The organism is Vibrio tasmaniensis (genome assembly GCF_024347635.1).
GTDB lineage: Bacteria > Pseudomonadota > Gammaproteobacteria > Enterobacterales > Vibrionaceae > Vibrio > Vibrio tasmaniensis.
The window spans coordinates 1,039,305-1,062,196 of the sequence record NZ_AP025511.1; the positions used below are offsets into that span (position 1 = coordinate 1,039,305).

Annotated in this window: 15 protein-coding genes; 11 read left to right on the forward strand and 4 right to left on the reverse strand. The window is 44.1% G+C overall.

Features of this window, described 5'->3' with window-relative positions:
* Positions 1–8: 8 nt before the first annotated feature.
* Together OCV44_RS18880 and OCV44_RS18885 are read left to right on the forward strand one after the other, a co-directional pair.
* Positions 9–476 (forward strand): DM13 domain-containing protein, encoded by a 468-nt coding sequence (locus OCV44_RS18880; protein WP_139685971.1) that lies wholly within the window; start codon positions 9–11, stop codon positions 474–476.
* 186 nt (positions 477–662) lie between these two features.
* Positions 663–1,505 (forward strand): mechanosensitive ion channel family protein, encoded by an 843-nt coding sequence (locus OCV44_RS18885; protein ID WP_139685972.1) that lies wholly within the window; start codon positions 663–665, stop codon positions 1,503–1,505.
* Positions 1,506–1,651: 146 nt separating this feature from the next.
* Here OCV44_RS18885 and OCV44_RS18890 read toward each other — a convergent pair whose 3' ends face one another.
* Positions 1,652–2,095, reverse strand: coding sequence for a dCMP deaminase family protein (locus OCV44_RS18890; protein WP_054541800.1), 444 nt, complete (start codon positions 2,093–2,095; stop codon positions 1,652–1,654).
* A gap of 259 nt (positions 2,096–2,354) precedes the next feature.
* Between OCV44_RS18890 and OCV44_RS18895 the strand changes: the two genes are divergently transcribed.
* The 3 genes from OCV44_RS18895 (at position 2,355) to OCV44_RS18905 (ending at position 7,674) form a co-directional block, all read left to right on the forward strand.
* On the forward strand, positions 2,355–3,491 hold the full coding sequence (locus tag OCV44_RS18895) for an efflux RND transporter periplasmic adaptor subunit (RefSeq protein ID WP_139685973.1): 1,137 nt from the start codon (positions 2,355–2,357) through the stop codon (positions 3,489–3,491).
* Between the two features lie 11 nt (positions 3,492–3,502).
* Positions 3,503–6,655, forward strand: coding sequence for an efflux RND transporter permease subunit (locus OCV44_RS18900; protein ID WP_139685974.1), 3,153 nt, complete (start codon positions 3,503–3,505; stop codon positions 6,653–6,655).
* Positions 6,656–6,987: 332 nt separating this feature from the next.
* Positions 6,988–7,674 carry a MaoC family dehydratase gene (locus OCV44_RS18905; protein WP_086051224.1) on the forward strand — a complete coding sequence of 229 codons (687 nt, stop codon included), beginning with the start codon at positions 6,988–6,990 and terminating at the stop codon, positions 7,672–7,674.
* A gap of 195 nt (positions 7,675–7,869) precedes the next feature.
* Here the strand turns inward: OCV44_RS18905 and OCV44_RS18910 are convergent, their stop codons facing one another.
* Complete coding sequence (locus tag OCV44_RS18910) at positions 7,870–8,685, reverse strand: phosphate ABC transporter substrate-binding protein (protein ID WP_139685975.1); 816 nt, start codon at positions 8,683–8,685, stop codon at positions 7,870–7,872.
* A 253-nt stretch (positions 8,686–8,938) separates the two neighbouring features.
* On the opposite strand from OCV44_RS18910, the gene OCV44_RS18915 reads away from it, so the two are divergent.
* On the forward strand, positions 8,939–9,301 hold the full coding sequence (locus tag OCV44_RS18915) for a DUF3024 domain-containing protein (protein WP_012600988.1): 363 nt from the start codon (positions 8,939–8,941) through the stop codon (positions 9,299–9,301).
* 220 nt (positions 9,302–9,521) lie between these two features.
* On the opposite strand, the gene OCV44_RS18920 is transcribed toward OCV44_RS18915, so the two are convergent.
* Positions 9,522–10,328 carry a helix-turn-helix domain-containing protein gene (locus OCV44_RS18920; protein WP_139685976.1) on the reverse strand — a complete coding sequence of 269 codons (807 nt, stop codon included), beginning with the start codon at positions 10,326–10,328 and terminating at the stop codon, positions 9,522–9,524.
* 162 nt (positions 10,329–10,490) lie between these two features.
* On the reverse strand, positions 10,491–12,497 hold the full coding sequence (gene rnb / locus OCV44_RS18925) for an exoribonuclease II (RefSeq protein WP_139685977.1): 2,007 nt from the start codon (positions 12,495–12,497) through the stop codon (positions 10,491–10,493).
* A 308-nt stretch (positions 12,498–12,805) separates the two neighbouring features.
* On the opposite strand from rnb, the gene OCV44_RS18930 reads away from it, so the two are divergent.
* The 5 genes from OCV44_RS18930 (at position 12,806) to OCV44_RS18950 (ending at position 22,840) form a co-directional block, all read left to right on the forward strand.
* Positions 12,806–14,896, forward strand: coding sequence for a DEAD/DEAH box helicase (locus tag OCV44_RS18930; protein ID WP_139685978.1), 2,091 nt, complete (start codon positions 12,806–12,808; stop codon positions 14,894–14,896).
* Positions 14,897–15,698: 802 nt separating this feature from the next.
* Positions 15,699–16,892 carry an acetate/propionate family kinase gene (locus OCV44_RS18935; protein ID WP_139685179.1) on the forward strand — a complete coding sequence of 398 codons (1,194 nt, stop codon included), beginning with the start codon at positions 15,699–15,701 and terminating at the stop codon, positions 16,890–16,892.
* A 250-nt stretch (positions 16,893–17,142) separates the two neighbouring features.
* Complete coding sequence (locus OCV44_RS18940; protein WP_139685180.1) at positions 17,143–17,682, forward strand: hypothetical protein; 540 nt, start codon at positions 17,143–17,145, stop codon at positions 17,680–17,682.
* A gap of 807 nt (positions 17,683–18,489) precedes the next feature.
* Positions 18,490–20,526 (forward strand): TonB-dependent receptor, encoded by a 2,037-nt coding sequence (locus OCV44_RS18945; RefSeq protein ID WP_135382064.1) that lies wholly within the window; start codon positions 18,490–18,492, stop codon positions 20,524–20,526.
* Positions 20,527–20,716: 190 nt separating this feature from the next.
* A complete protein-coding gene (locus OCV44_RS18950; RefSeq protein ID WP_139685181.1) occupies positions 20,717–22,840 on the forward strand; it encodes a TonB-dependent receptor family protein in 2,124 nt (707 codons plus the stop codon).
* The last annotated feature ends 52 nt before the right edge of the window (positions 22,841–22,892 follow it).

Genomic DNA, 22,892 nt, shown 5'->3' on the forward strand with positions numbered 1-22,892 from the left:
AGTACACGATGAAAAAGTTAGTTTTACTTTGCACCCACTTAGCCGTGGGTGCTTTTGGTTTTGGGCTTGGTGTCTACGCACTACCTATCTTGATTGAGCCTGATTCTCCTTCCTCAAGTTCTGTTGAAGCGATCAGTCAGCAGGCTATCTATACAGGCGAGTTCACTAAAGACCGACAAGACAGTGACTTTTTGCATTGGGGAGAAGGCATTGTCTCGGTGTCTGAAAGTGCGATAGCTTTTGAAGGGGAATTGGCACCGGGGCCAGATTATAAGGTTTACCTATCACCTAAGTTCATAGAAACCGAACAAGCCTTCAATGACAGCAAGAGTGAGTTACTCAAAGTCGGAGATGTGAAAACATTCGACCGATTTATGGTTGAACTCCCCGAAGGTGCTGATCTTAATCGATTTAATACGGTTGTGATTTGGTGTGAAACTTTTGGCCAATTTATTACTTCTGCCAAGATAAAATGATAGCCTTCTAGGGCGTGTTGATCTTTCGAGCTGATTTTTGCAGCGAGTTACTGAATAAGTATGAAAACGCGCGCTCTAGATTTGAGCGCTTTTGCATAATGCTTTTTCAGCCAGTTCTTCAAATGCTAATTGTTGTAAAGCTCGTCGTTATAAAGCTTAATTGTTGTAAAGCTAAAGGAATAAATAATGGAAAAGTTGTGGCAAGTGATCGATTTCTTACTCGCTAATAAGTTTATTTTTAGTGTACTGATCATCTGCACTATTTTAATAATCCGACGAATTACTTTGTCTCGAATTCGTGGTGATGTCGCTTTTCTTAGTGAAGATCAACGTAACTGGATGTCACGTACCAAAAACGGCACATTCGCGATTATTGTTGTGACGTTATTTGTGCTGTGGAAATCCGAAATCAGCGAGTTTGCACTGTCTGTAACTGCCATTGCTGTTGCTATAGTCGTCGCATCTAAAGAGATCATTTTGTGTTTCACAGGTTCTATTCAACGTGCGAGTTCTCGCTCATTTAGAATTGGTGACTGGATTGAAGTGGGCAAAATCAGCGGCGAGGTGATTGAGCACAATTTGATGGCGACTGTGATTCAAGAAATCGACCTATATCATGGGCAGTATCACTTCACAGGAAAGACCGCTACGCTACCCAATAGCATGTTCTTCACTTACCCGGTCAAGAACCTTAATTTCATGAAGCGCTACGTTTATCATAACTTTTTTGTGACGGTAAAAGACTTCGTAAACCTATATCCTATGGTGCCGGGTCTTATCGTGAAAATTGAAGAGCACAGTGAAGAGTTTATCGATGTTGCTCGCCGTTACAACGGTGTGATCGAAAAGCACGCTGGCGTTGACCTTCCTGGCTCTGAGCCGCATATTCATATCACGAGTAGCTCAACGGGTGAGCAAGAAGTTCACTTTATGATCTTCTGCCCGACAGAAAAAGCGATTCATTTAGAGCAAGATATTCGCAAAGATTTTATGGAAGCGTACGCAGAAGCCTTTCCAACTAGCGTTTAACCCCAATAAACGCTTAATCCTAACTAAAGCTTTATGTTGTTTACACATTTCATGTTCGAAACGTAAGGCTCTGAAAAGAAAAAAAGAAAGCCGAGAACGATAACATCGACTCTCGGCTTTTTTATATTTGAAATTTAGCTTGGATATTAGTCTAGGTCAGCGAGTGGTAACCAATCGATTTCCACACCTGCTTGCTCAAACATATCTTGGCTTATTTTGATCTTGTCTCCCCAGCGAGAAAGGAAGTCTTCACTTTGCTCTGGGCAATGTACTGCTGAAATCCCCGTTTGGATGATTTTTGCCGCACAGTTCGGGCAAGGGAAGTGAGTTACCCAAACTTCACAACTGTCTAAATCACGTTTAGCAAATAAGATTGCATTTTCTTCAGCGTGAAGTGTCTTGAGGTACTTCATTTCTCTGTCATCAGTATCCGCACTATCAGACACGCCATGTGGGTAGCCATTAAAACCAACGGAAACAATACGGTTGTGCTTAGTGATTACGGCGCCGACTTGAGTTGAAGGATCTTTACTCCAAGAACCGACCAATTCCGCCATTTGATAGAAACGCTTAGCCCATTTTGAAATCATGAGAATTCCTTAACAATTAAATGTGAATACTTATCTGTCTGACAATACATGATGTTAGACAATATCCATAGAGAACAAAAGCTGAGAGGTGGATTTACTTAAGAATTGTAACGTGTTTGTAATCACTTTATAAGCACTTGGTTTCAATTAACATATTGATACACTTTGGTTCGTTATAATTGATATTCCTCGGACAATGGTGACGGGTGTGTTACGTAAATTTTATACTGTTCAAATACTAACAAGTGACGGTATAACCATGCGTAAAAAGTTGATCCTTACGGCTCTTGCAAGCTCTCTTATTCTTGCTGGATGTGGGCAAGATGCTCAAAATGCCAAGCAAGCGCCTCTACCTCTCGTAGCTGTACAGGATGTTAGCGTTGTTTCTCACCAGCAAAGTAAGTCGTACATCGGTCGTATTGAAGCCGTTGAAGACACGGCTATCACAGCGCAAGTTTCGGGCTATCTGCAAAGCCGTCATTTCAATGAAGGTCAAATGGTCGAAAAGGGCCAATTACTGTACTCCATTGAACCCTCTTCATTTGAAGCTGAAGTAGCAAGCGCAAAAGCGTCTGTTGCTCAAGCGAACGCGAACCTTAAAAAAGCCGAGCTTGATTTTAACCGAGGTAAGAACCTTCTCCCTAAGGGGAGTATTTCTCAATCGGAATTTGATGCATTGACGGCAAACTTATTGGGTTCTCAGGCACAGCTTGAAGCAAGTCAAGCACAGCTCAATGCAGCCAATGTTCAGCTTTCTCATACCAAAATTGTTGCGCCTTTCTCTGGACGAATTAGTGACACCAAAGTGAGCACGGGTGATCTGGTTTCACCGTCTTCAGGTGTATTAACTACGTTGGTTAGCCTAGACCCAATCCATGCTTCGTTTAGTATCAGCGAGCGCGAGCGGATTGAGCTGGGTATGGATCGTATCGAAGGTGACGGCAGTAGCGATTCTGCAGGTGTTGAAGTTCAGATCATGCTTGAAAATGGCGAAGCGTTCGAGCATCTTGGCCAGCTCGATTTCTTGGGTAACCGCATCAACCTTAATACAGGTACGATCGCAATGCGTGCGATTGCCGACAACCCAAATCAACAACTGCTTCCGGGTCAACACGTTCGCGTGGATCTACGTGAAAAGCAATCTATTGATGTTGTGACTATTCCGCGTCGTGCAGTTCAAACCGACCTAGAAGGTGACTTTGTGATGGTATTGGTTGAAGGCGAAGCCGCACCAGTTGCTGAGCGCAGAAACATTGAGATGGGGCGACAAGTTGAAGGTGGTGTGATCGTTCATTCTGGTTTAGAGAAGAACGACGCAGTGATCACTCAAGGCTTACAGCGTGTGCGTAATGGTATGTCCGTCCGAATTCAACCTTCTGCTGAACAAGCTGAGTAAGGGGGCTATTTATGTTAAGTCGTTTCTTTATTCAAAGGCCTAAGTTTGCCCTTGTCATATCCATAATCTTAACGCTGGCGGGTGCGATCTCTCTCGCTATCTTACCTGTGGCCGAATATCCAAAAATTAGCCCACCGTCGGTCAGTGTGTCGGCATTCTATACGGGCGCAAGTGCTGAAGTGGTGGAGCAGGCAATAGCCGACCCCATAGAAACGTCGGTTAACGGCGTAGAAGATATGATCTACATGTCTTCTAAAAGTGCTAATGATGGTTCATACAACCTTAATGTGACCTTTGATGTCGGTACTGATGCTGATATGGCTCAGGTCAACGTTCAAAACCGTGTTGCTCAGATCGAGTCTAAGCTCCCACAAGAAGTAAGAATGGTGGGTGTAACGGTCAAGAAGCGTTCTCCTGACTTGCTGATGGTATTGAACTTCTACTCGCCGAACGGAGAGTACAACGACCAATTCCTGATCAACTACGTGAACTTGAACATTAAAGACCAATTGGCTCGTGTAAAGGGCATTAGTGAAGTTAACGTGTTGGGTGGTGGTGAATACGCGATGCGTGTTTGGTTAGATCCTGAAAAAATGGCTAACCTCAATATAACTACCTCTGATGTGAATCGCGCGTTGGCGGAGCAGAACGTTCAAGTCGCAGCTGGCCGTATTGGTGCTGCACCCTATAACAACGCGCAAGAAGTGCAATTCAACTTAGTAACAAAAGGCCGACTAGAAACGGCTGATGAGTTTGAAAATGTTGTGCTTCGTGCAAATCAGGACGGTTCAACGGTTTATTTAAAAGACGTTGCACGTGTTGAGCTAGGTAAAAAGTTCTACGATGGTAACGGTAAATACCGCGGTCAAGATGCTTCAATCGTAACGCTGTCCCTTCAATCTGATGCAAACGCGTTGGAAAGCGGCAAAGCGGTCATGGCGATGCTCGACAACCTAAGCACAAACTTCCCTGAAGGCGTTGCTTACGAGGCTAGTTATGACACCACACTCTTTGTTGCTGAATCGATAAAAGGGGTAGTGAAAACGCTAATCGAAGCCATTTTATTGGTTATCGCGGTAACGTACTTATTCTTGGGCAGTGCCCGTGCGACCTTGATTCCTGTGGTTGCGATTCCGGTATCTCTGATTGGTACTTTTGCCGTAATGCAGATGACCGGCTTTACCGTCAATACGGTAACCTTGTTTGGTTTGATTTTGGCGATTGGTATCGTAGTAGATGATGCGATTTTGGTTATCGAGAACGTCGATACTACGATGGCCAAAGACCCTACTATTTCACCGCGAAAAGCAACGCTTATCGCAATGAAAGAAGTAACGGGTCCAATTGTTACCTCAACCTTGGTTCTGTTAGCGGTATTCATCCCAGTAGCGATGCTGCCAGGTATTACCGGCATCATGTATCGTCAGTTCGCTCTGACCATCTGTATTGCGGTTGTGATCTCTTCTATTAACGCTCTAACGCTGTCACCAGCATTGTGTTCATTGGTTCTTAAGCAGGGCGGTGGTAACACAGCACGTTGGTACCAAGCGTTTAACCGTGGTCTTGAATCTGTCACCAACAAATATGGTCAAATAGCAGGCTTCCTTGTGAAAAAAGGTGTTCTGCTGTTTACCTTCTTTGTTGTGGCACTAGCGGCGGTAACTTACTTCGCGAAAACCACGTCTACGGCTTTCGTACCTCAAGAAGATAAAGGCATCTTGCTGGTTAACGTGCAGCTTCCTGACGCGGCATCGCTGTCTCGTACAGAAGATGTGACTGAGCAATTGCTAGAGATGGTTGAGCAAGAGCCGGGCGTTGATGGTGTGACACTGGTTAACGGCTATGCATTCATGACGGGCGCTTCAGCTTCGAATGGTGCGTCGATGTTCATCAAGCTCCACGATTGGGACATGCGTAACGCACTGGAGGGTCAACATTCAGCGCAAGCTATCTCACAGCGTATTAATGGTCGAGCAGCAACAGAACTGCCTCAGGCTATTGTATTTGCAATGGGACCACCAGCCGTTCCGGGCATGGGCGCAGCATCTGGTTTCGAATTTGTTCTTGAAGATACATTAGGTCGTAGCCGTACTGATCTGGCGATGGTAATGAATGACGTGATTGCTGAGGCGAACAAACAGCCTGAGATTTCACATACCTTCAGTACCTTCCGTGCGAATGTACCTCACTACTATGTCGATATTGACCGTGAGAAAGCGCAACAGCTAGGTATCCCTCTATCGGAAATATTCCAAACGCTACAAGGCAATCTTGGGTCAATGTACGTGAATGACTTCACCATGTTTGGTAAGAACTTCCGTGTCACCATGCAAGCTGACAGTGAACACCGTAGCAGCATGGATGACCTACAACGATTCCACGTACGTTCGTCTAATGGCGAGATGATCCCGTTAAGCACATTGGTGACTTATGACCAGATCTTCGAGCCGGACGTAGCATGGCGTTACAACATGTACCGTAGTGCCGTAATCCAAGGCCAACCAGCGCCAGGTTACTCAAGTGGTGATGCGATTGCTGCAATGGAGCGTGTAGCCGCAGAAGTATTACCTCAGGGGTATCAGTACGAATGGACAGGCATGGCTTACCAAGAAGTTTTGGCAGGCAATCAAGCGATCTTTGCTTTCGCACTGGCGCTGATATTTATCTACCTGTTTATGGTGGCTCAGTACGAGAGTTGGACAATTCCTATCGCGATTATCTTAGTGGTACCGGTTGCAACCTTAGGCTCCTTCTTGGCGTTGAACCTAACTGGCACACCATTGAACCTCTATGCGCAAATTGGTTTGGTTCTCTTGATAGCCTTGGCCGCGAAGAACGCAATCTTGATTGTGGAGTTTGCTAAGGTGGAGCGTGAAGACAAAGACGCATCAATCGAAGATGCGGCAGTGAAGGGCGGTACGCTGCGTTTCCGTGCTGTGAACATGACGTCTTGGTCATTCATATTGGGTATCTTCCCGCTAATCTTCGCTGCGGGCGCAGGTCACGTGAGCCAGAACTCTCTGGGTATTTCTCTGATTGGTGGTCTGCTATGTGTGTTGTTAGCGGGTACGTTCCTAATCCCTGGCTTCTATGCATTCGTGCAACGTAAGCGTGAGAAGGCACACGGTGGCAATACCAAGTTGATTCCACTGGACGATGAATAAGGAAGTTAGTGTCTTGTAGGATGAGCCCTTTACAAGGCTCTTCCTTGGTAATTAATTTCTTGTAAAAACGAAGGCTTAGCATTGTGCTAAGCCTTTTTTATTCCACTTGTGAATAAAGAATCGGTTTATATAATGAAATCTTTATTATAAGGTAGAGTTAATACTCCAATTAAAGCTCTGTAATAAAATGGTGTTTTATTGGTAAGTTTTTGTTTTTGTTGAACATGTTGGTGTTCGGCTAACACTTGTATGCTCGAAAGTATTTGCACAATAGTGTGAAGTGTTTCAAACTTACTAAGTTATATTGAAATATTTTGTGCATTGAGGTTCTTATGAAAGTCATTGATTTATTTAAACACCGAGGCGATAGCGTGTCTTCGCAACACTCAGAGTTTATGCAATGGATGTCTCCAGCTCTTAGAGATTACTGGGGAGACTTTCTGAATCGCACGCAAAATAGTCATTTCTTTGCATGGGTTCGTGATCACCACAAACCAGCGGTCAATGAAGATGCACCAGAGATGCCTGTTGAACCACAGATCGTACTTAAGCCAGAAGCACAACTTGTGTTTGATGAGCTTCAACAGCAGATCGGTGAAGTCATCCATACTGGCGACTGGATCAATGTAAGCCAAGAGCGCATTAACCAGTTCGGTCTCGTAACTGAAGACATGCAGTGGATCCATACTGAGCCTTCTAAGGCTGAAACAGACTCTCCCTTCAAAACAACCATTGCACATGGTTTTTTGACTTTGTCTCTGCTTCCTCGACTGACAGACAGTGTTGATCCCGATAAATCTCAATTCCCAACGGCGAAGATGGTTGTAAACATTGGCCTTAACCAAGTACGTTTCCCATACCCTGTAAAATCGGGCAGTAACGTTCGCGCTAAAAGTACGCTAACAAAAGTAACGCCAATTAAAAAAGGCCTAGAGATTGAACGCGAAATCCGCGTAGAAATCGAAGGCATCCGTCGTCCTGGTGCTGTGATTGTTTCGGTGATTCAACTTCACTTCTAGAGCTTTTTTATAAGTAGAATTGCTTTAAGCGAAGATTATAGATTCAAAAAAAGAGAGAGCTTAAGGCTCTCTCTTTTTGTTTGTGTTTATTAAGGCGATATCATCAGCATCCTAAATACATCACTAAAAGCACTTGTCTTATTTGATGCGCGTATAGCGACTTGATACGTGTGTAACTACTTGATACGGGTGTCGCTATTTAATGCGCGTGTAGCCGTACTCTTCGATAAGATCTTGCCCTTGTTTTGACTTCACGAACTTAATGAAATCTTTGCTCTCGTCAGAAACGGAGTCAGTTTTGTGCAGCAATAAGAATGGGCGAGCCAATTCATAACTGTGGTTAGCAATGTTCTTTGATGTTGGCTCTATGCCTTCAAAGGTAACGGCCTTAATCGAGTGGTCGATAGAGCCAACAGAGATGAATCCAATCGCATGTGGGTTATGGTTAACAATCGTTTTTACCATGCTGTTGCTGTTTACAACCAAGTTATTTGGGTTGATGTCAGACACTAGACGGTCATTAATGATTTTTGTCAGGCCAAGTAAGCTCTCGAAGCTATAGCGTGAACCAGAAGAAGCTTCACGAGTTACGACTGCGATAGGTTGATCTGCACCGCCTATGGCTTTCCAGTTTGTGATCTTGCCTTTGTAGATATCGAATAGCTGTTCACGTGTAACGTTGCTTACACCGTTTGAACGGTTAGTTACGACTGCTAGGCCGTCAAAGGCAATTGGAAATACCTTCAGTTCCTCGTCCTGTTCGCGGTCGGTTAAGTAACGTGAGCTCATACCAATATCAGCAACGCCTTTATTAACCATGGTAATACCCGCGGTAGAACCAATACCCTGAACTGCAATATAGTTATTAGGGTGAGTCTTGTTGTACTCCTCAGCTAACACATCCATCACACGTGATACCGAAGTGGAGCCCGAAATATTGGTTTCTTGTGCAAAAGCAGCATGAGAAGACAGGGCTAAGGATAAAAGAGAGGCAAGCGCGACTCGTAACATAAACAACTCCTAGTTAATAACATTTGCCGGCTATGATAGGTCGGTTATATGACAATTTTGTGAAATTCTATTTGCTCAATGTGTTGCTATTAGCTTAGTGAGTGAAAGCGAGCTGGGTTTACAAAAGCAGGGTTCGTTTCTGGGAGCAGGTCGGGTATTTTGTTTGCGCTTGTTCGCTAAAATGTTGGTTGAGTCCTAAGCTAAGTAGAGGGATTCACTACTTAGAAGTTTCTATGAAGTTACAAGGGGTGTTATGTCCGTCATTCATATCGAACTGAATCGTCTTTTAATTGGAGCTGAGAAGCTCTGTACATCTCGAAATCGCAGTTTACCTGTCGAGCTAGGCAAATCCCTTTATGAAGAGTGTGAGGGTGGTGTGCTGTTTTCTCAGGCTCATTATCTGCTCGACTCATCTCATAGCGATTACACAAATGAGATCGCCTGCGTTAGTTTTGATGAGTCACTGTCATGTTGGTTGGTAATGGTGCCGCTAGAAGGTGATGTAGAAACCGACTCAGTAAATTGGGGGCCTTATCCTTACCTACCTCAATCGAAGGATCTTGATGCTATTTTGTCTGAAATAGAAAAAGACCCTAAATCGTACTTCTGGTCGTGATTATTCTGTTGAGATGTTTGCGAGGGGCTTGATACCTAAAACGAACAACTTTTTTAAACTCACCACATTGCAACCTATCTGCGTCACTAAAACGATCTATGTTACTAAAAACTATCTACGTCACTACAAACGATGGGTGTCACTTCAAATTATGCCAATAAGATTGCGTAGTTATACCAATCACAGTGAGTAAGTGATCCGTGATTTACTACGATTGGTATTAATAAGATTGTGAAACCAAAGACCGGAAATCTTTTGGTGTTTTACCGTGATAGGTTTTAAAGGCGGTACTAAAATGCGCCGCACTTTTAAACCCGGATTCATAAGCAATTTGAGTAATCGATTTGTTCGATGTTCTGAGTTGCGTGGCTGCGTGGGCGATTCGCTTTATCTTCAAGAGGTTTGAAAACGAAAGGTCTTCCGCCGATAAACGGCGTTTAAGTGTGGCTGGTGACATCCCCATATAGCTGGCTAGAGTATCGAGTGATATATTATTTTCTATGTTCTGTTCAATGTAATGGATGACCTTTTGTGTCACGGTCAATCGAGATATTCGACTAATAATCGCTAATAGTTCAGGGTACTGCTCGACCATCAAAGACAGCAAACCTAAGCCTAGCTGGGTGAGTGCGTAATCATTCTTAGTCGAAGAATTAGCGAGCGACATGATGAGCTCTTTCAACTGGTAGATTTCAGTATCAGTTTGATTGAACTTAATGTACTTATCTGGAGTTCGAATAGGTTCTAGATCACTGAACTGATTTATGAACTTTTGGAAAATTGCCAAATCAAAATCTAAGCAGATCGCACTAAACTCACCATTTTCAGTGTCGACCATAATGTCTTTAATCTGACCAGAATTATAAAGCGTGAAATCACCCGCTTTTAACGAGGCTTGAGTGCCATTGGGTAGCACAAAAGATATGCTTCCTTTCGATACCATAAAGATACCATTTTTAGAGGCGGGGTAGCGTTCGCGTTTCCTGGGAATAAAGTTTCTGAATTGAGTGACCGTGATTGATGGCATAGTGAGCTTCTTTGGCGTTGTAGATTAATAGCTTTTTTAAGTATTGTTTAAGCATGAGGCATTTACAAAAAAGGCGCTAACAATTAGCGCCTTTAAGAAGTAAAACTTTGAAGCTTTTGACCTTGCAAGCTTTGACCTTGAAAGCCGTAACCGTTAAAGCTCTTAAGCTTCGGCTTCGTTTGTCGTTTCAGGCTCGCTAGGCAAGTCCGCAAATACTTGAGTAGGTTTTGCTACTAAGTTACGGTTTTCCTGATTAACTTCGGAGAGAACTACTTCTAAAACGTCTCCCAGTTTGTATACCATTTCTTTATCAATAGATACAGTACCCATATCACCATTGCACTCTATTCTCTCTTTATTATCAAGAATGAGAGAGCCTGGGATAAACGCAGCAGCACCATTTTCGAGTAGACGCACACGCATACCTGCGCGATTAATATCGAAGATCTCTGCTTGGAATCGAGTTTCTTCTACAGGGGCGTTTGCTAGAGTACGAGCGTACAACCAGTCGCCTACATTACGTTCTGCCATACCGTGGTGACGGCGGTGCAGGGCAAGTTCATCACCAATGGTTTCGTCTGGTGTTTGAATCGGCGCTTTACCTAAGATGTGTGCTTTAAGCATACGGTGGTTAATCATGTCACCGTATTTACGAATTGGAGATGTCCACGTCGCGTAAATGTCTAGTCCCATCGCGTAGTGTGGTGCAGGTTCATTGCTGATCTCGCTGTACGCTTGGAACTTACGAATTCGGTTGTCGTAGTAGCTGTTGTCTAAAGAACCTAACCAACGACGCAGAGTCGCAAAACCTTCCAGAGAGACGATCTGCTCTTCAGTAAACGGTGTTTCTGCTTCTGGGTTAACTAGTTCTAGAACGTCTGTTAATTTCTCAGCTTTAAAACCAGAGTGACAGTTAAAGACACCTTGGTTAAAGCTATCTTTTAATACTCGACCTGCACAGATGTTCGCGCTGATCATCGACTCTTCAACCAACTTGTTTGCGCTACGACGCATGTCCGCGTGGATAGCGACAACATCGTTATCTTCGCTAAGTTCGAAGCGGTAGTCAGGGCGATCTGGGAACACTACAGCATTTGTCGAACGCCACGTTGAACGCGCTTGTGCGAATTGGTGAAGATCAGAAACAATTGCAGCAATCTCTTCTGATGGTTGCCATTTCTCTGATGCACCGGTTTCTAGCCAGTCTGATACGTGGTCGTAAGCAAGACGAGCGTGAGATTTGATGTTTGCAGCGAAGAAGTTAATGTCATCACCGATAACGCCATCTTTAGATACCGTTACTGTACAGCAAAGAGCAGGGCGAACTTCATTCTCGATCAGTGAGCATAAGTTGTCAGCCAGATCGCGAGGTAACATAGGAATGTTACGGCCAGGCAGGTAAATAGTGAAACCACGCTCACGAGCCACTTTATCCATCGCGTCATCTGGAGAGATATAAGCCGTAGGATCAGCAATTGCGATAGTCAGTTCAAAGTCACCGTTCTCTTTCTTCTTAGCGTAAAGCGCATCGTCCATATCTTTTGTGCTTTCGCCATCGATAGTCACAAAAGGGACGTGAGTCATGTCTACACGTTCAAGATCAGCGTCGTCTTTGATCTGCCAGTCATCGATGCCTTCAGGCTCGCTGTTTGGTAGGTCATTTTGCGCTAGCGTTACCCACCAAGGCGCGATCTTGTCGTCAGCGTCTGTGATTTTCTCAGAGATCTGAGCCAAGAAGCCGTTGTCACCTTTTAGCGGGTGTTGGACGATATGAGCAACAACCCAGTCGCCTTCTTTAAGTGTTTCAGGGTTCAAACCCTTCTTTGCTCTCGCTTTCAGTTGCAGCTTTTTCAGTTGCGGGTGATCAGGAACAACGTTCAATCGACCTTTGAAAAGCTTAACTCGTGCAATAAAGCGAGTAAGACCTTGTTCAACTAATTCCTCTGGCTCTGCAACTTCGCGCTCTTTCTCTGTGCGAATGATGGCAATCACCTTGTCACCGTGCACACACTTTTTCATGTACGGCGGCGGGATGAAGAAGCTAGTTTTGCTATCGACTTCGAGAAAACCAAACCCTTTTTCAGTGGCTTTGATCGTACCTTCCTTTTTAGGGAGGGTTTCTTGGATTTGCTGTTTAAGCTGAGCGAGTAGAGGATTATCTTGAAACATCGTACTTTTATCTAACGAGAAAAATTGAACACACTATAATCATTGCGAGGCTCGATTACTACTTAAAGCAGAAGTGAGCGTAAATTAATTGCCCTCTTATATAACTAGGTCAATTTGCTCGAAGTTTGGTGCTATGACGAGATATTCATCAAGTTTTGACGATATGATAGCCAGTGTTGATGTAAAACCGAAAAATATGTGATGTATTTCAATTTTTTCTGGCTTTTTTTATGCATTTAAGGAATAATCCGCCTCCCTTAGACGTCCCTAATGGCTTGAAGTGTTTTATTACTGCTTCGTAACTCTGAATGGAATCAGTATCTGATTGGATCAGTATTGGAATTGATAGAGCTCCCGGGACCTTTTGTTTACTTATATATAGTGGGATCCCAATGTCCGAATCTGTAATTCAATTTAATGAATTAGCCCTAAACGAAAACATTCTTTCAGCTCTTGATAGCATGGGTTTCGTTTCTCCGACTCCAATCCAAGCAGCAGCTATTCCTCTTCTTCTTGAAGGCCGTGACGCACTAGGTAAAGCACAGACTGGTACTGGTAAAACAGCAGCATTCTCTCTGCCTTTACTTAACAAAATCAACCTGAACCAACACAAACCACAAGCAATCATCATGGCTCCTACTCGTGAGCTAGCGATTCAAGTTGCTGCGGAAATCAAAAACTTAGGTCGTGACATCAACGGTCTTAAAGTACTTGAAATCTACGGTGGTGCTTCAATTGTTGACCAAATGCGTGCTCTAAGCCGCGGTGCTCACATTGTTGTTGGTACTCCAGGTCGTGTTAAAGACTTACTAACTCGTGACCGTCTACACCTAGATGAAGCGCATACATTTGTTCTTGATGAAGCAGATGAAATGCTGAAAATGGGCTTTGTAGATGACGTTACTTGGATTCTTGAGCAAGCTCCAGAAACTGCACAACGCGTACTTTTCTCTGCAACTATGCCTCCAATGGTTAAGACTATTGTTGACCGTTACCTACGTAACCCGGCTAGAGTTGACGTTGCTGGTACTAACCACACAGTTGACAAAGTAGCGCAGAATTACTGGGTTGTTAAAGGCGTAGAGAAAGACGAAGCAATGTCTCGTCTTCTTGAAACTGAAGAAACTGACGCGTCAATCGTATTCGTACGTACTCGTCAAGACACTGAGCGTCTAGCTGACTGGCTATCTGCACGTGGCTTCAAAGCTGCTGCACTGCACGGTGATATTCCTCAGTCTCTACGTGAGCGCACTGTTGATCACATCAAACAAGGTGTTATCGACATCCTAGTTGCAACTGACGTAGTAGCACGTGGTCTTGATGTTCCACGTATCACTCACGTATTCAACTACGACATCCCATTCGATGTTGAATCTTACATCCACCGTATTGGTCGTACTGGCCGTGCTGGACGTAAAGGTAAAGCGATCCTACTAGTTCGCACTAACCAAATCCGTATGCTTCGCACTATCGAGCGTGTAACTAAGTCTCAAATGGAAGAAATCCAACTTCCAAAACGTGACGAAGTTGCTGCTGCACGTGTTGCTAAGCTTGGTGCTGAGCTTGAAACTGAGAAAGAGAGCAAAGCTCTAGAAAACTTCGCAGGTTTAATCTCTACACTACAAGAATCTCTAGAAGTTGATGCTGCTACTCTAGCTGCAATGCTTCTTAAGCGTCAGCAAGGTAAGAGCCCACTATTCTACGTTGGCGAAGACCCAATGATCGCTGCTATTGAGCGTGATAAGAACCGTCGCAAAGAGCGTCGTGAAGATCGTGACAATGGCCGTGACGGTGGTGGTCGTAACTTCAATACTCAAGATTGGGATACGTACCAACTACAAGTTGGCCGTGAGCAAGGCGTTCAGGTTAAAGACATCGTTGGCGCACTAGCAAACGAACTAGGCCTAACTAAAGGTTCTATCGGTGCTATCAAGCTAGACCAAGGTTCTACTTACGTTCAACTGCCAAAAGCAATGAACTCTGAAACTGCTGGTAAGCTAAGCAAACTTCGCATTCGTCAAAAAGAAGCTGGCGCTGTAGTTGTTGATTTCAACGACTTCCGTGAGCCTCGTCGTGGCGGCGGTGGTCGTGATGGCAACCGTGGCGGTCGTGATGGCGGTCGTGGCGGTCGTGATGGTGGCGGCTACCGTGGTAACCGTGAAGGCGGTAATCGCGAAGGTGGTAACCGTGAAGGTGGCAATGGCGGTCGTGGTGGCTACCGTGGCAACCGTGACGGCGCACGTGATGGTAACTCTGCTGGTGGTCGTGATGGCGAGCGTCGCTTTGACCGTAACCGTGGTGGCGATCACCGTGGTAACCACCGTGGCGAACGTGGCCATGGCAACGCAGCAGGCAATGGCGGCAACCGCGGTCGTCGTCCAGAGCGTAGCGAAGGTTAATCAACCTGTCGTTTAGACGCTTTAGTCTAGACTTTGAATTTAAAAGCCGAGCTTAATGCTCGGCTTTTTTGTGCCTGCTATTTCATTTGTCGCGCCTGTAGCACGTCCTGATCCCTAGTTTAGATTGTGCCTCGTAACACAAGGCAATCACACTCACATGCGCTTAAGGCGTAGTTTAGGGTGTTTGGTCTGGAAGTATGGGAGTCGATCGATGTCTAGCAAAAGAAATGCACAGCTATAATGAAGAATGATATTAAATTTTGACCTAAGAATAGATCAACCGTTCGATCCATGTCTGTTAGATCTTCAAGTTCTGGGTCGTAGTTAAACGCCTTAAACCTATCAATGGAGATTGGTAACTAACGAGCTCTGTATTTAAATGTTGTACTGTATTTTTTGAAGTCGCAGCGTAGAAAGATAGCTTGGTTTATAGGTTTATAGGTTTATAGGTTTATAGGTTTATAGGTTTATAGGTTTATAGGTTTATAGGTTTATAGGTTTATAGGGCTTAATCCATGAATTAGGCTCTTGAATAAGCTTTCAACACCAGATGACTTTGTTCTCTATGTGGTTTGTATGAATCTATCAGTTTCATAAGTTCATTTGCTTCATCTAATTCAACTATTTTTTAATTTTCGTTCTCGAAAGAAATAAATTAATGACTAAGATCAACTTAACTGTGTTCATTTAGTGGTTTTTGCAAAACAAAAGTTGAAAGATTCAAAAATTATTGAATAATGGCCTTAACTAAAATTGAAGTAAACACTTCATCCAATTCGTACTGAAACAGGATCCATATCCAATGTCTAATTCGTTTGTTCTGGTTATTAACTCGGGTAGTTCATCCCTAAAATTTGCTGTCATTAATTCTGTTTCTGGTGACGCAGTATTAAGTGGCTTAGGGGAGTGTTTTGGTCTTGAGGATGCTCGCATGAGCTGGAAGTATCAAGGTCAGAAAACAGAAATTGCTATTCAAGGTGAGGATAACCACCACAAAATTGCCATTGGCAAATTGGTAGGCCTGATGGAAGATTTAGGCTTCACGGCAGATATCGTGGCTATCGGTCACCGTATCGTTCACGGTGGTGAGAAGTTCACTCAAACTGTTCGCATTACTGAAGAAGTAACAAGTGAGATTGAGAGTCTATCTGACCTAGCTCCACTTCATAACCCGGCAGGTGCTATCGGTATCCGTGCTGCGATTGAAGCTTTCCCTTCTCTACCTCAGTTCGCTGTATTTGATACGGCTTTCCACCAAACAATGCCGCAACGTGCGTTTACGGGTGCAATCGCAAAAGAACTATACACAGACTTCGGTGTTCGTCGTTACGGTTTCCACGGTACTAGCCATTACTTCGTTAGCCGTGAAGCTGCGAAAATGGTCAACAAGCCAGTTGAAGAAGCTAGCTTTATCTCTGTTCACCTAGGTAACGGCGCTTCTGTATGTGCTATCAAAGACGGTAACAGTGTTGATACTTCAATGGGTTTCACACCGCTTTCTGGCCTTATGATGGGCACACGTTGTGGTGATTTAGACCCAGGTATCATCGAATACCTACTTAAAAAAGGTTGGTCACAAGAGCAAGTCTTTAACTCTCTAAACAAGGAGTCTGGCTTCCTTGGCGTGTCTGGTCTTACGAGCGATGCTCGTGGCATCCTAGAAGCGATGGAAGAGGGCCACGAAGGCGCTAAGCTTGCTTTCGAGGTGTTTACTTACCGCGTAGCTAAATACGTTGCTTCTTACCTTGCAACACTAGATTCTTTAGACGGCATCATCTTCACTGGTGGTATCGGCGAGAACTCTCTACCTATTCGTCGTGAGATCCTAAGCAACCTTAAGATTCTTGGTTTTGTTGAAGATGTAGCTGGTAACGAAGCTGCTCGCTTCGGTGCTGAAGGCATCATCGCTAAGTCAGAGATGTTAGACGCAGTAGCAATGGTTATTCCAACGAACGAAGAGTTCGTGATTGCTCAACAGTCGGTAGAACTTCTGTAATAGAGTTTAAGAAAATCAGATAATGAAAAGCGAGCCCAAGTGGCTCGCTTTTTGTTTTATATGCTGGTTCAACCATCACGAACGATACTTTCTTCATATAGTAGGTCTTCGAGTCAACGAGGCTCGAGCTAACTCATTTATGCCCCTTATCTGCTTAGATCTTTTATTCGTAACATTCGTAGTCATTCCTATTTGACCAAATTTATCTAATGTTTCACTATGTATTTAAAGTTTTGACTGGGTGGGAGAAATGGAGTTGAGCGATCCAAACGATGTATTGAGCTTGTTCAATAACTTGATGATGAAGATTGTTGAGGAAACTAAAAAACCTACAAAAAATTTTGACTTAAACGAGCGCTACTATAAGCGGAATGTGGGACAAATTGCTCAGATAGATGTATCAACTCTTTATCTAAGTTTGTCTTCGATCTTTGAGCAAATCAATGAATTGAAAACAACCATAGCCTTAGATAGCGGGTTTCATACATGTCAATCTGACTATCAAACTCTACTACGACAGTTTTGTGATGATTATCAGGATGTTGTAAATGTTGCGGCATCTATGAAGATTAGCTTAGACCAAAGGTCTGGTCTGCTCGGCTTTTTCAAAGGATACGGTAATCCGATTGAAACAATATTGAGCGGGAAAAGCTATCAATTGAACTACCAACAATTGCGCAATAAGTTTTCTTATCATGCGGTAGTTCTTCAGCAATCCGAAAAGAAAATGTTGGATGTTGTTGCAAAAGATTTAGACGATTTTATGGTTAAGCTTTACTTAGTGGCATAGGTGTCCCATCAACTACTAAATTCTCAGTAGCACTTGGATTTTCCATATTTAAAGTTATTCATTAGTCGCTAAATTAATAAAGCGCCTGACTCACTTTTGTCCAAAAATGTGTTGGAGTAAGCTTTACTAATACCTTGCCAATCAACGAAGAGTTCGTAATTGCTCAACAGTCGGTAGAGCTTCTGTAATAGAGTATAAGAAAGTTAGATAACGAAAAGCGAGCCCAAGAGGCTCGCTTTTTGTTTCTTGTCGGGGTTACTTATATGGAACTACGCGCTAATCATCATCTCTATTGAGGGGAACGTTCGTTAGTTGAATCCCCGTTTCTGCGAGAACGCTAAAAGACGAGAATATGGCATGTCTTCTTTGCTTATCAGTCAACATAGGCTACTGAGCTTGGTTCTTTGTAGATACAATCAACTCCAGTAGCATTTCCGTTGCCGACTTGAATTATTGAACTTGATTTTGAGGTGTGACCAGTTAATAGGCACGCCGTACTAAAGGGTATTAATCCCATCCGTATCTTGCTCAAACCTGTATTTATTTGCTGTATTTCTCCTTATCGAAACGTCATTTTTACTGAGCCTGTCCAACCGTCAACCTTGTTGTTACCTGCTTTTATGCGACATCTTCCAATGTGTTAGGACGTTTGTGTTCTTATAATATTGTTTTTATTGACTATTTTGTGAATAGCGATGTTGCATATCGTGGGGGAGGAGTAGTCGGTAAAATATATATTGCAAATATAAATGATATTTGTTCTTATTCGCGTCCGTTGTGATTTATAAACTAAACCGGAATTAGAATATGAACGTTAGATTGGCTTTCACCCCCCTCGCTTTGGCAATTGGAGGTGCATTAACCACAGTGGCTACCGTGTCGAATGCAATGGCTTCAGAAGAAGTAACGGTGGATGAAACCGTGCAAGTTATTGGTCATCAGTACGAAGGCTACGCGGAGCACATGCCGCAGTCGGGTACTAAAACGGATGTCGAATGGCTCGATGTCCCACAAGCCGTATCAGTGGTCACTAAAACAGAGATGGAAGACCGTGGTGCAGTCCGCTTAGTGGATGCTCTTGATGGTGTTGCTGGTGTCAATAATACCTTAGGTGAAGGCAGTCGAGATCAGTTCGTTATTCGTGGTTTTGATGCACTGAATGACATGTATCGCGATGGCATGCGTGATGATGGAACTTTACAGTCGTATCGAAGCCTATCCAATATTGAGCGTGTTGAAGTGGTAAAAGGCCCTGCAGGCGCTCTATATGGTAGAGGCTCTGCCGGCGGTATCATTAACTTGGTCACTAAACGAGCGAATGGTGACACATTTACCAATGTGAACGGCAGTGTTGGCAGTAACAGCCAATTTGTAGGGCAGGTGGATAGCTCAATGGCGTTTTCAGATAAGGTCAATGGACGTATTAACCTGGAACACCGACAGGCTGATTCGTATGTAAACCATGTCGATTCTAATGATTTCTTTATCGCACCAACCATTCGAGTGCTGCCAGCTGAAGGGCATACCGTTGACTTAGATGTCGAATATGCACACCAAGAGCTGGTGCCATATCGTGGTGTCCCATCTAAAAATGGCAAACCTGTCGATGTCTCTGAGAGTTCTTTCTACGGTGGCACTAACGATTATCAAGAATCCGATAGCCTGCGTGTTGGCATTAATTATGAGTGGCGCTTGAATAGCGAGTGGGTATGGACAAACCGAGCGGCATACAATCATATCGAACTTGAGCAAAAGGGCACGCGTCAAGGTACTGTGACGGGAGATAAAGTCTCTCAAACCGTGAACAATTTCGGTTATGACCCTCGAACCACAACGACGATGCAATCCGAGTTAGTGTGGGAAACCGATTCTAACCAAATGATGATTGGTGCGGATTATAACCAGATCAATATCGATTTAACGCTAGCAAGCGATAAAACCTTACCTCCGAAACACATCTATAACCCCGTCGTAGGAGCAACGCCTGATCCGGGTTTCAAGCCTTTCCGTGATAACACAACGACGACGACGGGTATCTACCTTCAAGACGTTTACACCTTGGGTGATCTATCGGTGATAGGTAACGTGCGCTATGACTCTATGGAACTTGAGCAGCAAAAAGCCGGGAAAGCCCAAGAGAAGCTAGATGATAACAAAGTGAGCTACCGTGGTGGCTTGGTCTATCGTATCAACAACGATATGTCGGTATACGCAAGCTTAGCTCGTTCGTGGCAATTGCCTTACTCCGGTATTTATATCAACCCTAAACTGGCTGAATTCTTCCACACCGATCTAAAAGAAGTGGGTGCGAAAGCTTACTTACTCGATAACGCTTTGATGCTCAATGCCGCTATTTTCCAAATTGATCAAGAACAACCACAAACCAATATTAATGGCGACGTTATCAATAAGATTGAAGCACGTCACCAAGGTATTGAACTGGAAGCTCGCGGTCAGATTACAGAGTTGTGGGATATTTCAGTTGGTTATAGCTACTTAGATGCAGAAGATAAAGATACAGGTAAAAAGCCGAATGATGTATCCGATCATCTGTTCTCACTCTGGAGTACTTACCAATTATACGAAAACTGGCGTTTGGGCGGTGGTGTGAAATACGTAGGCGACCGCTACGCAGGCAACAATGAAGCCGTCGCATTAGGTGATTACACTACTGTTGATTTGATGGCTGCGTACACCACGGGTCGTCACAAAGTTCAAGCGAACGCTTATAACGTACTTGGCGAGAAATACATTCTCGGGGCAACCAGTGGTAAGTCGGGTACTAACCAGATTGGTTACGGAGCGCCAGCTGAATTCATGCTCAGCTACGGCTATCAGTTCTAAAAGCGAGTTCTGCTCGAAGATTTAGTTTATTTCTAAAAGCTTATTTCAACTGAAAAAACGATTGATTTGTTCGCTACGAGTGAGTGAACAGTTGGCCTCATTTTGAGGTCGTTTAGCCCAATGGGTCAAAGCGTTGGCATAACTTAAAAGCACAACCTTTGACCCTAATTTGCCTACTTAGGAGATTTTCATGCCTTACCAGAATTTGGATGGTAAACCCCACGCGCAACATAAACTGCGCTTGACCGTACTTGCAACAGCCATCGCTTCAGTGACTTCCATGAGTGCATTCGCTGCGTCGGATCCGCAAACGACGACCATGGAAACGGTTGTCGTGACGGGCAGCTTGATCGGTAATTCAGAATTAGAAGATGTGAAAGAGTATCCGGGAGCGCGTACCGTTCTAACTAACGAACAAATTAAAAAGACTGGCGCACTCTCTATTGATTCAGCATTTCAAAGTGTACCGGGCATTAAGGTTCAAGACGAAACGGGCACGGGTGTATTGCCTAACATCTCGGTGCGCGGCTTGAAAGCGAGCCGCAGTGGTCACGCTCAATTTCTAATGGATGGTGTACCACTGACTCTTGCGCCTTATGGTCATACCGGACAATCTATTTTCCCAGCAACGCTATCGATGCTTGACCGAATTGATATCGTACGTGGTGGCGCTGCTGTGCAGTATGGGCCAAACAATGTGGGTGGTGTGATCAACTTGGTGACTAAGCCTATTCCACACCAATGGCAAACTGAAATCAGTAATCGCTTTACGGTATTTGAAGATGGCGATACACCACTGAATGACTTTTACCTACGTACCGGTGGTTGGTTAACCGATACGCTGGCACTTCAAGTGGAAGGTAACTTCCTAAAAGGTGAAAGTTTCCGCGATCATTCAGATACGGATGTAAAAAACTTCCAAGCGAAGTTGCAATGGTTACTCAGTGATACCCAGGAGCTACAAGCATTCGTTCAGCGTTACGATGCCGACACCCAAATGCCGGGCGCTTTGTCGCCAAAAGATTACCAGCAAGATCGTACTCAATCGAAGCGACCATATGACGAATACAAAGGCACATCAACACGTTGGAGCCTGAAGTATTTGCATGATTTGAATATTGCGGATGGCGCAGAATTGGAAGTGCTAACATTCGGTCACCACTCTGAGCGTTTCTTCCAATGGGGCTTTAATAGCGCAGGCGGTCACTGGGCGGATCCAGCATTACCATCAACAGATATTCGCACCTCACCACGTGAATTCGCTGTTTATGGTGTGGAACCTAAGTTAGCGATGTACTTTGACGGTAATACGGTGACGCAAAACTTGATTGTGGGTGCTCGCTATGTAAATGAAGATATCGATTACAAGCTTACGCAAACGCCAATTGCTGGTGGGGTAACAAAAGTGCCACGTGATTGGAACTTGAATACCGATGCTTTCGCAGGTTACATCAGCAATGAAGTTGGCCTGTTTAACGACGTGCTAAAGGTTACTCCGGGTATTCGTTACGAATCGATTGATATGACCTTTAATGATTTAGGTAAAGCACAGAGTACAGACAACAAAGTGACCGAGTGGTTACCGGGCTTAACTGTGGCATATCATTTAACTGAACAATGGGTTGGCTACACCAATGCGCAGAAATCTTTGCGCGCACCACAAATCGCTTACATCCGAGGCAAGGGTGAAGAGGGCAGTGAGCTAGCATGGAACTACGAGTTGGGTGCTCGTTACAATCAAGATTCAACTAGCTTTAATGTCGCGCTCTACCGCATTGATTTTGAAGACCAACTCCAATGGCAAAGTGGAACACAGACCTTTGACAATATTGGTAAAACGCTTCATCAAGGTATTGAGCTTTCAGGTCGTTATGTTCCGCAAGCTATGCAAGCTCTGAGTTTAGGCGCGGGTTATAACTATTTGGATGCGACGATAGAGGCAGAGGGTGCAAACAAAGGTAAGCAACTTCCTTACACTTCCGAGCATCAACTTAGCTGGGATGCGACTTACGCGTTTAGCCAGGTAGATACCACCTTATCTGGTTACTATTTCAGTGAGTCTTATTCTGACAATGCCAATACCAGTGCTGAAGATGCAACGGGTGCGAAAGGCAAAGTACCTGCTTACATGGTATGGAACTTAAACCTAGGCTCAGACTTGTATAAAGATGAAAACAGTAAGTTACGCATGAATGTTGCAGTGAACAATTTGTTTGCTGAGGACTACTACTTCCGCGGTATTGATACCAGTCCGGTTGGCCGCTATCCAGCGCCAGGGCGTTCATACACTTTGGATCTGAACTATCAGTTCTAATCGGTAATTGATTAAAAATAATAACGAATATAAGTCGCCAATATTATTGGCG

What these genes read in the sequence shown, in the direction of transcription:
- OCV44_RS18880 (WP_139685971.1), top strand. Translation starts at nt 9, where the DNA reads ATGAAAAAGTTAGTTTTACTTTGCACCCACTTAGCCGTGGGTGCTTTT.
- OCV44_RS18885 (WP_139685972.1), top strand. Translation starts at nt 663, where the DNA reads ATGGAAAAGTTGTGGCAAGTGATCGATTTCTTACTCGCTAATAAGTTT.
- OCV44_RS18890 (WP_054541800.1), bottom strand. Translation starts at nt 2,095, where the DNA reads ATGATTTCAAAATGGGCTAAGCGTTTCTATCAAATGGCGGAATTGGTC.
- OCV44_RS18895 (WP_139685973.1), top strand. Translation starts at nt 2,355, where the DNA reads ATGCGTAAAAAGTTGATCCTTACGGCTCTTGCAAGCTCTCTTATTCTT.
- OCV44_RS18900 (WP_139685974.1), top strand. Translation starts at nt 3,503, where the DNA reads ATGTTAAGTCGTTTCTTTATTCAAAGGCCTAAGTTTGCCCTTGTCATA.
- OCV44_RS18905 (WP_086051224.1), top strand. Translation starts at nt 6,988, where the DNA reads ATGAAAGTCATTGATTTATTTAAACACCGAGGCGATAGCGTGTCTTCG.
- OCV44_RS18910 (WP_139685975.1), bottom strand. Translation starts at nt 8,685, where the DNA reads ATGTTACGAGTCGCGCTTGCCTCTCTTTTATCCTTAGCCCTGTCTTCT.
- OCV44_RS18915 (WP_012600988.1), top strand. Translation starts at nt 8,939, where the DNA reads ATGTCCGTCATTCATATCGAACTGAATCGTCTTTTAATTGGAGCTGAG.
- OCV44_RS18920 (WP_139685976.1), bottom strand. Translation starts at nt 10,328, where the DNA reads ATGCCATCAATCACGGTCACTCAATTCAGAAACTTTATTCCCAGGAAA.
- rnb (WP_139685977.1), bottom strand. Translation starts at nt 12,497, where the DNA reads ATGTTTCAAGATAATCCTCTACTCGCTCAGCTTAAACAGCAAATCCAA.
- OCV44_RS18930 (WP_139685978.1), top strand. Translation starts at nt 12,806, where the DNA reads ATGGAATCAGTATCTGATTGGATCAGTATTGGAATTGATAGAGCTCCC.
- OCV44_RS18935 (WP_139685179.1), top strand. Translation starts at nt 15,699, where the DNA reads ATGTCTAATTCGTTTGTTCTGGTTATTAACTCGGGTAGTTCATCCCTA.
- OCV44_RS18940 (WP_139685180.1), top strand. Translation starts at nt 17,143, where the DNA reads ATGGAGTTGAGCGATCCAAACGATGTATTGAGCTTGTTCAATAACTTG.
- OCV44_RS18945 (WP_135382064.1), top strand. Translation starts at nt 18,490, where the DNA reads ATGAACGTTAGATTGGCTTTCACCCCCCTCGCTTTGGCAATTGGAGGT.
- OCV44_RS18950 (WP_139685181.1), top strand. Translation starts at nt 20,717, where the DNA reads ATGCCTTACCAGAATTTGGATGGTAAACCCCACGCGCAACATAAACTG.